Raw genomic sequence first — 11367 nt, 5'->3', positions numbered from 1 at the left:
CGTCGCCACCCTCCAGCGGCTCGTCGGCCTCCGGCACGATGACCCGGGGCCCGCGCAGGATCGTCACCAGCGTGGCGTCCCGTGGCAGCTGCAATTTGCGCACCGGTTTGCCGCCCCACGGCGTGTCGTCGGGCAGCGTGATCTCCACCAGGTTGGCTTGCCCTTTGCGGAACTCCATCAGCCGCACCAGGTCTCCCACCGCGACGGCCTCCTCGACCAGCGAGGCCAGCATCCGCGGGGTGGAGACCGCCACGTCGACGCCCCAGGCGTCGGTGAACAGCCATTCATTGCGCGGGTCGTTGACCCGGGCCACCACCCGGGGCACCGCGAATTCGGTCTTGGCCAGCAGGCTGAGTACCACGTTGGCCTTGTCGTCGCCGGTGGCCGCGATCACGACGTCGAAATCCTCCAGGTGCACCGATTCCAGCAAGCTCAGCTCGCAGGCATCGCCGAGCCGCCAATGCGCGGCCGGGATGGCGTCAACGTCGAGATGTTCGGGGGTGCGCTCGATCAGGCTCACCTCGTGGCCGTTCTCGAGCAGTTCCCGGGCGATGGAGCGGCCGACCGCGCCGGCTCCGGCGATCGCGACCTTCATTTGCGCCACTCCTCAACCCCGGCTACGCCGGCGTCTTCGTCGTCGGCGCTGTAGATGTGCGCCACTCCTCGATCCCGGCCAGGCCGGCATCTTCGTCGTCGGCGCGTCATGGCTCCAGGTCCTCGCTGGGCGGCAGGGCGGCGATGGCGAGCGCCTCGGCGGCGCGGCCGGATATTGCGGCGATGTAGACCTGGTCGCCGGCCTGGATGACGGTCTTCGGCTCGGGCAGCAACCCGCTGCCGAAGCGGATCAAAAACGCGATCCGCGCGCCGGTGGCCGCCTCCAGGTCGGTGAGCCGGTGTCCCACCCAGTCTTCGTGCAGCACGACCTCGGCGACGGCGACGGTGCCGGTCGGGTCCCGCCACTTGGTGGTTTCGGCCTCCCGGGTGAGCGCGTTGAGCAGGCGGTCGGTGGTCCACGGCACGGTGGCAACGGTCGGGATGCCCAGTCGCTCGTAGACCGCGGCGCGTTTGGCGTCATAGATCCGCGCGACAACGCGCTGCACGCCGAAGGTTTCCCGGGCCAGCCTCGCCGAGATGATGTTGGAGTTGTCGCCCGACGACACCGCGGCGAAGGCGTCGGCCTCCTCGATGCCGGCCCGCAGCAGGACGTCGCGGTCAAAGCCCAGCCCCAGCACGCGCACACCGGCGAAATCCGGGCTGAGCCGGTTGAACGCGGTGCCGTCGCGGTCGATGATCGCAACGTCGTGGCCGATCCGGGACAGCCCATCGGCCACCGACGAACCCACCCGTCCGCACCCCATCACTACTACCCGCACCTGAGGCCCTCTCGGCTGTGCCTGGTCGTCGGGGCCGATCGGCAACCACGTTGGTCAGCCGATTCGGCCCCGGAACATTCTCGTCCAGGGAACGCTACCGTCCGTGCCCGGTGGGCTTACTCTTGGCTCTCGTGTCCAAATTTTCGACCGCGGCACGCCGGCTGGTTCTGGGTCGGCCGTTCCGCAGCGATCGGCTGAGCCACACTCTGCTGCCGAAACGGATCGCCCTGCCGGTGTTCTCTTCGGACGCGCTGTCCTCGGTGGCTTATGGTCCTGAACAGATCTTCCTGATGCTCTCGGTGGCCGGTATAACCGCCTATACGTTGACGCCGTGGATCGGGCTGGCGGTGGCCGCGGTCTTTCTGATCGTGGTGGCCAGCTACCGGCAGAACGTACACGCCTATCCGTCCGGTGGCGGTGATTACGAAGTGGTCACCACCAATCTCGGCGCCACCGCGGGTTTGACAGTCGCCAGTGCACTGATGGTGGATTACGTTCTCACCGTGGCTGTCTCGACAGCATCGGCGATGTCGAACATCGGCTCGGCGATCCCGTTCGTGGCCGACCAAAGGGTGCTGTTTTCGGTCGGCGCGATTCTGCTGGTGACGGCGATGAACCTGCGAGGTGTCCGTGAATCGGGTGTGGCGTTTGCCGTCCCCACTTATGCGTTCATCGTCGGGGTGGCCATCATGCTTGCCTGGGGGCTGTTCCGGATTTACGTGCTGGGCGATCCGCTACGGGCCGAATCCGCCGGCTTCGAAATGCATTCCGAGCACGGCAAGGTCGTCGGTTTCGCGTTGGTGTTCCTGGTGGCCCGGTCGTTCTCTTCGGGGTGCGCGGCACTGACCGGTGTGGAGGCGATCAGCAACGGGGTACCGGCATTTCGGAAACCCAAGTCGCGCAATGCCGCGACGACGCTGCTGATGCTGGGCTTGATCGCGGTGACCTTGCTGATGGGCATCATCGTGCTGGCCGAGAAGACCGGGGTCCAGATGGTCGACGATCCGGAAAGACAGTTGGCGGGCACGCCACCGGATTACAACCAGAAGACTTTGGTCGCGCAGATCGCCGAGGCGGTGTTCGGCAGCTTCCATATCGGATTTCTGTTGATCGCCGCGGTGACGGCCCTGATCTTGGTGCTGGCGGCCAACACCGCATTCAACGGTTTCCCGGTGCTGGGTTCGGTGCTGGCCCAACACAGCTATCTGCCCCGCCAATTGCACACCCGCGGGGACCGACTGGCCTTCTCCAACGGCATCGTGTTTTTGTCGGTGGCAGCACTGGCGGCGATCATTGCGTTCCGCGCAGAGGTCACCGCGCTGATTCAGCTGTACATCGTCGGCGTGTTCATCTCGTTCACGCTGAGCCAGATCGGCATGGTCCGGCACTGGACCCGACTACTGCGTACCGAGACCGATCCGGCCCTGCGACGCCGGATGATGCGCTCGAGGGTGGTCAACACGATCGGCTTTTTGTCCACCGGATCGGTGCTGTTCGTCGTGCTGATCACCAAGTTCGTCGCCGGGGCATGGATCGCCATTGTCGCGATGACGGCGCTCTTTTTGATGATGAAGTTGATCCGCCGCCATTACGACACCGTCAGCCAAGAATTGGAGGACCAGGCCGCCGAAGACAATCAGGTGTTGCCCAGCCGCAACCACGCGCTGGTGCTGGTGTCAAAGCTGCATTTGCCGACGCTGCGCGCGCTGTCCTACGCGCGGGCCACCCGCCCCGATGCGCTGGAGGCCGTCACCGTCAGCGTCGACGATGCGGAAACCCGCGAGCTGGTGCGCAAGTGGGAGGACAGTGATATCAGCGTGCCGCTCAAGGTGATCGCTTCGCCATATCGCGAAGTCACCCGTCCGGTGCTCGATTACGTCAAACGAGTAAGCAAGGAGTCGCCGCGCAGCGTGGTCACGGTGTTCATTCCGGAGTATGTCGTGGGCCATTGGTGGGAACAGGTTCTGCATAACCAGAGTGCGCTACGACTCAAGAGCCGACTGTTGTTCATGCCCAATGTGATGGTGACTTCCGTTCCCTGGCAATTGACTTCGTCGGAGCGGCTCAAGACGTTCCAGCCGCATGTCGCACCCGGTGACACCCGCCGTGGGATCTTCGATTGACCGAACTGACGCTGACAGCGGGCGCGCCGGCGAACGGGGGAAGCTGTGTGGCGCGCCACGACGGTCGAGTGGTGTTCGTCCGCTACGCGCTGCCCGGCGAACGGGTTCGGGTGCGGGTCACGGCGGAGCGCGGTTCGTACTGGCACGCCGAGGCCCTCGAGGTGGTCGAGCCGTCGGCGGATCGGATACCGTCGCTGTGTCCGATCGCCGGGGTGGACGGCGCGGGGTGTTGCGATCTGGCTTTCGCCGAGCCGGCGGCGGCGCGAGCCCTCAAGGCCGAGGTGGTGGCCAATCAGCTGGAGCGGCTGGGCGGTTACCGCTGGCGCGGTGACGCCGAACCGATTGCCGGCCCGACCGGTTGGCGTACCCGGGTCCGGCTCGAGGTCGGGCCGGACGGTCGTGCCGGCTTTCACCGTTACCACAGCGACGAGTTGGTCACCGACCTGCGCTGCGGCCAGCTGGCCGCCGGGATGACCGATGGTCTGGCATCGGCGGATTGGCCGCCGGCCGCCCATCTGAATGTCGTCGTCGACGACGACGGTGACCGGCACGTGGTGCACACCGTGCGGCAGGGCGGGCGGACCTTCACAGAGGTGGTGGAGGGCAACCCTGCGGCCGTGCAGCGGGTGGGGCACCGCAGCTGGCGGGTGCCGGTGACCGCCTTCTGGCAGGCTCACCGCGACGCGGCGGAAATCTACAGCGCGCTGGTCATCGACTGGGCTCAACCCGGTACCGGGACGACTGCCTGGGATCTCTATGGCGGTGTGGGCGTGTTCGCCGCGGCGCTGGCCGAAGCGGTGGGGGAGTCGGGACGCGTGCTGACCGTCGACACCTCGCGGGCGGCGTCGCGGGCCGCGCGCGACGCGTTGGCCGATCTGGCGCAGGTGGGTGTGATCAACGATTCGGTGCGGCGGGCCCTTGCCGCGCAACGTCGGCGCGCAGACGTGGCCGTCCTGGATCCCCCGCGCTCAGGTGCCGGACGTGAGGTCATCGACCTGCTGGCCGAAGGGGGAGTTCGGCAGATAGTGCATATCGGTTGTGACGCAGCGTCTTTCGCCCGTGACATCGGCCTCTACCACGGCCATGGCTACGTCGTCGAGCAAATCCGGGTATTCGACTCGTTCCCGCTGACCCACCACGTGGAGTGCGTTGCGCTGTTGACCCGCGCCCGGTGACGATGCGCGCGGCGCAGCGGCGGGAGGAGGAGGCGGGCAATCCGACCTGGTGCAACCTAACCCAGCAGGAAGTACCGCAGCCACAGGTAGATTGCGCTGAGCGCGATGGATACCACGGCCACCAGTGCGCCCTTGCGGGTGAACTCCCAAAACGAGATGGGATTGTCTGAGCGACGCGCAATCCCGAGCATGACGACGTTGGCGCTGGCGCCCACCGCAGTCAGGTTGCCGCCGAAGTCAGCGCCGAGCGCCAGCGCCCACCACAAGGCATCTGAGTGCGCTTGAGTCGGCATGGATGCGGCCAGCTCACTGACGATCGGTGTCATCGTCGCCACGTAGGGGATGTTGTCGATGATCCCGGAGATCGGGGCCGAGACGCCGAGGGTGAGCAGCACGGTGAGCAACGCATTGCCACCGGTTGCTTCGGTCGCTGATCGCGCCAACTCGTTGATGACGCCGGTCTTCACCAGCGCGCCGACCATGACGAACAGGCCCGCGAAGAACAACAGCGTCTCCCACTCGACGCTGGACAGGTAATCGGACCGCTCCAGCCGGGAGATCACCACCAGGACGCCCGCACCCAGCAGTGCCACCACCGATGGCTCCATGTGCAGCGCCGAGTGCGCGACGAATGCGGCGAACACCAATACCAGAACGACACCGCATTTGATGAGCAGCCGCGGATCGCGGATCGCTTCGCGTTCCTCCAGCGACATGATGTCGGCGACGCGCCCGGCATCGACCCTGAACGAGCCCCGAAATAAACGCGGCAGCAGCGTGATGAAGACCACGATCACGATGACGACGATCGGCGTCATGTGCGCCAGAAATGCGTTGAACGTCAAGCCGGCCCGGCTGGCGATGATGATGTTCGGCGGATCGCCGACCAACGTTGCGGCGCCACCGATGTTCGATGCGAAGACCTCGGCCATCAGGAACGGTGCCGCGTTGATCGCCAGTCGGTCGCAGACCAACAGCGTGACCGGTGCGATCAGCAGCACGGTAGTGACGTTGTCCAGCAGGGCCGAAGCGAATGCGGTTACCAGCACCAGCAGGATCATGATCCGCAGCGGGGAGCCGCCGGCGCGTTTAGCGGCCCAGATGGCGATGTATTCGAAAACACCGGTCTGGCGCAAGATGCTGACGATGATCATCATGCCCAGCAGCAGAAAGATGACGTCCCAGTCGATTCCGGTTTCGCGCGAATAGAAGACGTCGTCGGACCGGATCACCGGCAAGCAGACCACGACCGCAGCGCCGGCCAGCGCCACCAATGTCTTGTTGACGCGGTCGCCGGCGATCAGCGCGTAGGCGACCACGAAAACAATGACCGCAATGATGGTCATCGGATGCACGCTGCGACCGCGTCACTCAACGTTTCAACGCCGCGGCCAGCAGGCGCGATGCGGTGATCACCCCGCGTAACTTGCCGTCCTTGATCACGGCAATCAACGGGCTTCTCAGCCGCGCCATGACGGCGGCCACCTCGATGACGGTGTCGTCGGCATTCGCTGCCGGCACGTTGAGCAGGTGCTCGGGCAGCACGTCGCGGACGGTCTTGCCGCCCAGCCTGTCGGCAGCCCGGTCGGCGACGGACTCGTTGAGAACACCGGCCAGCGAGGGATCGTCCTGCACGTAGCCCGGCACGATGAACCGCACCACTTGAGAAGCCGGCAGGACCGCATACGGCTGGCCGGACGTATCGGTGACCACGATTCCGGGCAGGCGGTGCTCGGCAAGCATGCGGGCGGCATCGAGCGCGTCGGAGTCGACGGTGACGACCGGAAACTCCTCGGCGATTTCCTCGGCGCGCATAGGGCGACGATACGTCGACACCGGTGGTCGTCGGGCCACCCCGTGCCTGCGTACACTGACAAAATGCTTGAACAGATCCGCGGGCCCGCTGATCTGCAGCACCTGACACAAGCGGACCTGCGTGACCTGGCTCGCGAGATTCGCGAATTTCTGATCCACAAGGTCGCCGCCACCGGGGGACATCTGGGGCCTAACCTGGGCGTCGTCGAGCTGACGCTGGCGATGCACCGGGTATTCGACTCGCCGCACGACCCGATCATCTTCGACACCGGCCATCAGGCCTATGTGCATAAGATGCTGACCGGCCGCAGCGCCGATTTCGAGACCCTGCGCAAAAAAGATGGGCTGTCGGGGTATCCGTCCCGCGCCGAAAGCGAGCACGACTGGGTGGAGTCCAGCCATGCCAGTGCCGCATTGTCCTACGCCGACGGCTTGGCCAAAGCATTCGAGCTGACCGGACACCGTAACCGGCATGTGGTGGCGGTGGTCGGCGACGGGGCGCTTACCGGCGGTATGTGCTGGGAGGCCCTGAACAACATCGCCGCGGCCCGACGTCCGGTGGTGGTGGTGGTCAACGACAACGGCCGCAGCTACGCGCCGACGTACGGCGGCTTCGCTGATCATCTGGCCGCGCTGCGGCTGCAGCCCGGCTATGAGCACCTGTTGCGGAGGGGCCGCACCGCGGTGCGGGGTGTGCCGGTTATCGGCGAGCTGTCTTACCAGGTCATGCACGGCGTCAAGGCCGGCATCAAGGATGCGTTGTCGCCGCAGTTGTTGTTCACCGACCTGGGGCTGAAGTACGTCGGTCCGGTCGACGGCCATGACGAGCACGCCGTGGAGGCGGCGCTGCGCAGTGCCCGCGGTTTCGGTGGCCCGGTGCTGGTGCACGTCGTAACCCACAAGGGCATGGGCTACCCGCCGGCCGAGAACGACGAGGCCGAACAAATGCATCAGTGCGGAGTGATCGACCCGGCGACCGGGTCGGCCACCACGGTCGCGGGGCCGAGTTGGACGGCCGCCTTTACCGAAGCGCTGATCGAGTTCGGCGCCAAACGCCGCGACATCGTCGCGATCACCGCGGCCATGCCGGGCCCCACCGGATTGACGGCGTTCGGGCAGCGGTTCCCCGGCCGGTTGTTCGACGTCGGCATCGCCGAACAGCACGCGATGACGTCGGCGGCCGGGCTGGCGATGGGCGGGCTGCACCCGGTGGTGGCCATCTACTCGACGTTCCTCAACCGGGCATTCGACCAGATCATGATGGACGTGGCGCTGCACAAGCTGCCGGTCACCATGGTGCTCCACCGGGCCGGGATTACCGGTCCCGACGGAGCCAGCCACAACGGCATGTGGGACTTGTCGGTGCTGGGCATCGTGCCCGGCATGCGAGTGGCCGCGCCGCGGGATGCTACCCGGCTACGTGAAGAGCTCGGCGAAGCACTCGACGTCAACGACGGCCCGACCGCGATCCGATTCCCCAAAGGCGATGTGGGCGACGACATTCCGGCGATCAAGCGGTGTTCCGGGATGGATGTGCTCGCGCCGCCGGCCGACGGGCTGGGCGACGACGTGCTGCTGGTGTCGGTCGGGGCGTTCGCATCGATGGCGCTGGCGGTCGCCGAGCGGCTGCGCAACCAGGGCATCGGGGTGACGGTGCTCGACCCGCGGTGGGTGTTGCCCGTCTCCGACGCGGTATGCGATTTGGCCGTCACGCACAAGCTGGTCGTCACGCTGGAGGACAACGGCGTGGCCGGCGGCGTGGGCTCGGCGGTCTCGGCGGCGTTGCGGCGCGCGGAGATCGACATGCCCTGCCGCGACGTCGGGTTGCCGCAGCAGTTCTACGACCATGCGTCGCGCGGTGAGGTGCTCGCCGCGGCGGGCCTGACCGCCCAGGATGTGGCCCGCCAGGTAACCGGCTGGGTCGCGGCGTTGGGCAACGCTGTAACCGAGGCCGAGATCCGCGAGCACCTGGACTAAGGCCTGGCGAGCAGACGCAAAATCGCCTATTTCGTCGTGAAATTAGGCGATTTTGCGTCTGCTCGCCACCACTAATCGGCGTTCTGTCGCAACGCCGCAGCGAGCACCCCCACCACCAGCTGACGCTGCCAGGACCGGGCCTGGCCGGCACCCAGAAACTCGTCGATGACCTGCTCGTCGCCGCTGTCCCAGTCCCAGCACAGCCGTCGCACCAGGTCGGGGGAGATCAGGTTTTCCGTCGGCACCGCGACCCGCTCCGATACGTCGGTGAGCGCGGCGCGGGCCGCGTCGAGTCGCCCCGCGGCTTCCGGTCTGCGCTTGAGCCAGCGTCCCGGCGGCGGCGGACCGTTGGGCGGGGCCCCTTCCAGCGCATCGGGGCTTTCCCGGGCGGCTTGCAGCGCCGCCAACCAGATTCGCGCGTTGCGACGTTGCCTGGGCCCGCCGAACACCGGCAGCGCGATGAGGTCGTCGACGGTCTTCGGGTCGGCGCTGGCGGCGTCGATGATCGCCGAATCGGGCAGGATGCGCCCCGGTGCGATGTCACGGCGTTGGGCGATCTTGTCGCGGGTGGTCCACAGTTCGCGGACCGCGGCCAGCCCGGTTCGGTTGCGCACCCTGTGGATGCCCGACGTGCGTCGCCAGCGGTCGCGCCGGGTCGAGGGCGTGACGTCCCGGGCGCTCAGCGTGCGCAAATACTCGAATTCCTCTGCAGCCCAACTAGTTTTGTCCTGCTCCGCCAATACTTCGGAGATCGCCGCGCGCAGTTCGATGAGGACTTCGACGTCGAGGGCCGCATAGTTCAGCCATGCCGCCGGCAGCGGACGCTTGGACCAGTTCGCCGCTCCATGTCCTTTGGCCAGGCTCAGACCCAGTAGCCGCTGGACCATCGCGGCCAGATTGACCCTTTCGAACCCGGCCAACCGCCCGGCCAGTTCGGTGTCGTACAACCCCGGCGGCCGCAAGCCGACCTCGGCCAGGCAGGGCAAATCCTGGTCGGCGGCGTGCAGGATCCACTCGTCGGAGGCGAGCGCTCCCGCGACGGGGCGCAGTACGCGCACCGGGTCGCCGCCGTGGCTGACCGGATCGACCAACACGGTTCCCGCGCCGGCTCGCCTGATCTGGATCAGGTAGGCGCGATTGGAGTAGCGGAAGCCCGACGCCCGCTCGGCGTCGACCGCGAACGGCCCGCGCCCGCCGGCCAGCCGCTGCGCGGCCGCCTCGATCTCGCCGGTTGTCACCGAGAGGTCCGGCACCCCCCCGGCGGGATGCAGCAGCGGGGTGGCGTCGGGTTCCGTGCTGTCGGGCTGAGTCGGCGCCGCTTGAGAAGGCTCGGGGCACATGTCAGGCGCGGGAGTGCGAACCCAGGTCGGTCACGCCGACCGGCGGCAGCCCCGCGGCGTGCCCGAGCACCTCGCAAAACGCCTCGACCTGAGTACCGATCTCGGGAGTGAGCGCGGTCCAGGATGCGCGTAGCTCCAGCTGGTGAGCGCGCGGCGGTCCGGAGATGTCGCCGTAACGCACCGAGGTGGTGGCGGTGACCGTGCCGCCGAGGGCGGTGACATGTTCGGCGCGCGCCTCCAGCGTGTCCACCAGCCAGCTCCACGCCACTTCCGGCAGCAGCGGGTCGATGGCTTCGCTGGAGTCCAGGTCGGCCTGGATGTAGGCGACCAATCGCATGGTGCCGTCCCACGCGTCAGCCCCGTCCGGGTCGTAGAGCAGGATAAGCCGGCCGAAGGCTCCCACGTCTGGGCCCTCGGAGCCGTCCGGGACCGTCGTGGCGTCTGGATGCTTGACTTCCGCGCCCAGTGCGTAGCTAAACGGCGCGAGACGCTGCGGCGGCCGGATCGGGCCCAGCTCGATCTCCGGCCGCACGGTGGCCGCATTCATCGCCGCCACCGCCTCGCGGAATGCCACCGGTTCGGCTGACGTCAAAAGCGCCGCTCCTCCTCATTCGCTTCGTCCCCCGCAAGCAGGCGGTACCCGCACTGCATCGTCACCGGCGCAGGTCACGACATCTGACGCTAGACCTAACCGCCGACACGCGAGGACAGGCGCGCCGCAATCGGGGGGCGGGCTACCCGGCTACGGGCGGGTGTCGGCGGAAAAACGCGCTGGTCGTTTCTCGCGGTGCGCGGCCAGACCCTCTGCGACGTCCGGCCCGGTGAATCCGAGAAACTCCAGGCCGAGGGCGGTTTCGAAGGCGGGCGCGAACATCCGGTACCAGTGGTTGAGACTGTGCTTGGTAAAGCGGATCGCGGACTGGGCGCCGCGGGCCAGATCCCCCGCGATGCGGGTCGCGGTGGCGAGCACTTCCTCGTCGTCGACGCAGGTCGACACCAGGCCGATCCGCTCGGCCTCCGCACCGGACAACGGTTCGCAGGTCAGCAGGTAGTACTTCGCTTTGGCCATGCCGACCAACAGCGGCCAGCAGATCGCGGCGTGATCGCCGGCGGCCACCCCCAGCTTGGTGTGCCCGTCGATGATCTTGGCGGTGCGACCGGCCACCGACACGTCGGCCAGCAGCGCTACCACCAGGCCCGCGCCGACGGCCGGCCCGTGAATCGCCGAAACCACCGGCTTGTCGAAGTTGACGATGTTCAGCACCAGATCGCGGGCCTCACGCATGATGCGCATCCGGTCGGGGAAGTCACCCATGCTCTCCTGGATCAGGTCGAAGCTGCCCCCGGAGGAGAAGGCCTTGCCTTCGCCGCGGACCAGGACCACGCGCACGTCGGGGTCACGGTCGATCGCCGGCCAGATGTCGGCGAGATCCCGGTGCATCTGCGGCCCGACAGAGTTCAGCCCGGGCGCGTCGAGAATCACCTGCAGCACGCCGTCCTCGCCGGATTCGATTCGCAGACTGGGAAACTCGTCGTAGTTAACCGGGGGGTGGCGCACTGGCAT

General features: G+C 67.2%; 9 protein-coding genes and 1 pseudogene. 3 read left to right on the top strand and 7 right to left on the bottom strand.

Going from position 1 to position 11367, the window contains the following annotated elements; all coding sequences use genetic code 11:
- On the bottom strand, nucleotides 1-595 hold a 595-nt coding region (locus tag ACRDTL_RS06005; protein ID WP_431505801.1), incomplete at its 3' end, for a potassium channel family protein.
- A gap of 106 nt (nucleotides 596-701) precedes the next feature.
- Complete coding sequence (locus ACRDTL_RS06000; protein WP_431505800.1) at nucleotides 702-1373, bottom strand: potassium channel family protein; 672 nt, start codon at nucleotides 1371-1373, stop codon at nucleotides 702-704.
- Nucleotides 1374-1504: 131 nt separating this feature from the next.
- On the opposite strand from ACRDTL_RS06000, the gene ACRDTL_RS05995 reads away from it, so the two are divergent.
- A complete protein-coding gene (locus ACRDTL_RS05995; RefSeq protein ID WP_431505799.1) occupies nucleotides 1505-3496 on the top strand; it encodes an APC family permease in 1992 nt (663 codons plus the stop codon).
- The gene (locus ACRDTL_RS05990) at nucleotides 3493-4671 is read left to right on the top strand and encodes a class I SAM-dependent RNA methyltransferase (RefSeq protein ID WP_431505798.1); all 1179 of its coding nucleotides are present in this window, start codon (nucleotides 3493-3495) and stop codon (nucleotides 4669-4671) included. The genes ACRDTL_RS05995 and ACRDTL_RS05990 overlap by 4 nt, the downstream gene beginning before the upstream one ends.
- Before the next feature lie 56 nt (nucleotides 4672-4727).
- On the opposite strand, the gene ACRDTL_RS05985 is transcribed toward ACRDTL_RS05990, so the two are convergent.
- Nucleotides 4728-6017 carry an SLC13 family permease gene (locus ACRDTL_RS05985; protein ID WP_431505797.1) on the bottom strand — a complete coding sequence of 430 codons (1290 nt, stop codon included), beginning with the start codon at nucleotides 6015-6017 and terminating at the stop codon, nucleotides 4728-4730.
- Nucleotides 6018-6042: 25 nt separating this feature from the next.
- Nucleotides 6043-6486 carry a CBS domain-containing protein gene (locus tag ACRDTL_RS05980; protein ID WP_431505796.1) on the bottom strand — a complete coding sequence of 148 codons (444 nt, stop codon included), beginning with the start codon at nucleotides 6484-6486 and terminating at the stop codon, nucleotides 6043-6045.
- A 63-nt stretch (nucleotides 6487-6549) separates the two neighbouring features.
- On the opposite strand from ACRDTL_RS05980, the gene dxs reads away from it, so the two are divergent.
- Nucleotides 6550-8463 carry a 1-deoxy-D-xylulose-5-phosphate synthase gene (dxs, locus tag ACRDTL_RS05975; protein ID WP_431505795.1) on the top strand — a complete coding sequence of 638 codons (1914 nt, stop codon included), beginning with the start codon at nucleotides 6550-6552 and terminating at the stop codon, nucleotides 8461-8463.
- Nucleotides 8464-8534: 71 nt separating this feature from the next.
- On the opposite strand, the gene ACRDTL_RS05970 is transcribed toward dxs, so the two are convergent.
- From ACRDTL_RS05970 to ACRDTL_RS05960, 3 genes and pseudogenes are all read right to left on the bottom strand, one after another.
- A complete protein-coding gene (locus ACRDTL_RS05970; RefSeq protein ID WP_431505794.1) occupies nucleotides 8535-9803 on the bottom strand; it encodes an HRDC domain-containing protein in 1269 nt (422 codons plus the stop codon).
- A gap of 1 nt (nucleotide 9804) precedes the next feature.
- Nucleotides 9805-10454, bottom strand: a pseudogene (locus tag ACRDTL_RS05965) (DUF3000 domain-containing protein).
- Nucleotides 10455-10545: 91 nt separating this feature from the next.
- The gene (locus ACRDTL_RS05960) at nucleotides 10546-11367 is read right to left on the bottom strand and encodes an enoyl-CoA hydratase/isomerase family protein (RefSeq protein WP_431505793.1); all 822 of its coding nucleotides are present in this window, start codon (nucleotides 11365-11367) and stop codon (nucleotides 10546-10548) included.

This window comes from Mycobacterium sp., from assembly GCF_050700595.1.
In the GTDB taxonomy this organism is placed as follows: domain Bacteria; phylum Actinomycetota; class Actinomycetes; order Mycobacteriales; family Mycobacteriaceae; genus Mycobacterium.
The sequence above is the reverse complement of the archived record's forward strand: the minus strand, read 5'-3'. Positions and strand labels throughout refer to the sequence as shown.

Excerpts from the sequence above, each read along its gene's own strand:
- ACRDTL_RS05985 (WP_431505797.1), bottom strand. The coding sequence starts at position 6,017 with ATGACCATCATTGCGGTCATTGTTTTCGTGGTCGCCTACGCGCTGATC.
- ACRDTL_RS05980 (WP_431505796.1), bottom strand. The coding sequence starts at position 6,486 with ATGCGCGCCGAGGAAATCGCCGAGGAGTTTCCGGTCGTCACCGTCGAC.
- dxs (WP_431505795.1), top strand. The coding sequence starts at position 6,550 with ATGCTTGAACAGATCCGCGGGCCCGCTGATCTGCAGCACCTGACACAA.
- ACRDTL_RS05970 (WP_431505794.1), bottom strand. The coding sequence starts at position 9,803 with ATGTGCCCCGAGCCTTCTCAAGCGGCGCCGACTCAGCCCGACAGCACG.
- ACRDTL_RS05960 (WP_431505793.1), bottom strand. The coding sequence starts at position 11,367 with ATGCCAGTGCGCCACCCCCCGGTTAACTACGACGAGTTTCCCAGTCTG.